Source organism: Acetobacter indonesiensis (genome assembly GCF_000963945.1).
GTDB classification, from domain to species: domain Bacteria; phylum Pseudomonadota; class Alphaproteobacteria; order Acetobacterales; family Acetobacteraceae; genus Acetobacter; species Acetobacter indonesiensis.
This window is the reverse complement of record NZ_BAMW01000031.1, coordinates 1-1,414: the sequence shown is the minus strand read 5'-3', so window position 1 is coordinate 1,414 and position 1,414 is coordinate 1. Positions and strand designations below refer to the sequence as shown.

Here is a 1,414-nt window from a genome sequence, read left to right as displayed (position 1 = left end):
GGCCTGACCACCCGTATTCTCCACGGTTGCAGCAGAAATCGCAGCCCCAATCAGACCATAAAGTAACCCGGTATTTGTCAGAGTGCCTGTGCTCTTCAGGGTCAGATCACCACCAGCCTCAATCTGATAGCTGTTGATCAGAGAGCCAGCCTGAATCGAGAGCGGACTGTTGAAGGACACCAGTTTGCCAGCGTTCTCCAACGCCCCTGTCAGGATAAGATTTTGCGCACCGTTCGACAGCACAGACCCGGTTGAGGCATTGGTCAGCGATGCCGCCGTAATGGACACAGTCTGGCCAGCACCCTTGCTCTGGATCGTCCCCGCATTGCTCAGACCATTTGTGCCTGTCAGGGCAAGGGCGAGTGCCCCATCTGCCGTCCCCAGAACAGCCTCATTATCATTGGCGACAGACCCGGCAGTAACCGTCATGGCACCACCAGACACAAATTTTCCGCCATTATGAAGGGCATCCGACAGGGTCACTGAGAGAGCGCCAACTGCCTTCAGCACGCTGGAGAGGCCCTGCCCGTCATACTGGCGACCTGTCAGCCTCAGATCCCCATTGCTGGCGATCTGACCTCCTGTATTGGTGATATCGGATGAGGTCGTTCCGGCCAGCGTCATCCCTTGACCAAGGGCCAGAAGGGAGCCACCCGTATTCTCCAGCTGACTGAACGCCAGAGACACTGTTCGCTCCGCCTGCAAAACACCATTCGTATTCAGAATAGCCCCTGGAACGCCATCAGCAGACGCCACTGACAGCGCACCAGTGACTGCCTGAACCATGCCCTTGCGGTTATCTAGACCATCGGCAGTCAGCGCGACATTACTCTGCCCCTGCAAAACACCAGACATATTCTGAACAGAGGCAGCCCCAAGGGTAAGGTCCCCTGTCTGGGAGGCTACTTTGCCCCCTGTATTGTCAAACACGCCGACAGAGTTCAGAGAAACAGTTGCTCCGCCAATCTGACCACCAGCATTGCTGAACGCCCCCTTACTCTGCGCCGTCAAATCTGTCCCGGCAAAGAGCGTTCCCGTATTGCTCAGGCTCTGCGTAGCCTTGATAGACGCAGTATCAGCTGCTTCAATTAAACCAGTGTTTTCCAGTGTACCAACCGTCAGGTCAGCAGACCCTCGGCGGACAATCACTGTACCGGAAGACGTCATGTCTCCCGTCACAGCAACGCTTAAGGTAGCGCCAGCCCCTTCAGCAAGAAGACTTCCGGCATTCTGCAGAGCCTGTGTCGTGATCGTCACATTTCCGGACGTACTCCCAATAACGGCAATATCATCCTCTTTGTTCGCACCGTGCGTCGTCAGACTGCCCGCAGAGAGGGAAAGGCCTTTGCCTGCAACAATGTGACCCACATCGTCCACAGCCCCATCAAAGGCTGCATCCAGCGTGTTTGCCGCA

At 56.2% G+C, this 1,414-nt stretch carries 1 protein-coding gene; it reads right to left on the bottom strand.

Translation table 11 applies throughout. The annotated features are described in order from the left end of the window. On the bottom strand, window positions 1–1,414 hold a 1,414-nt coding region (locus tag Abin_RS09745; RefSeq protein WP_048846406.1), incomplete at both ends, for a beta strand repeat-containing protein.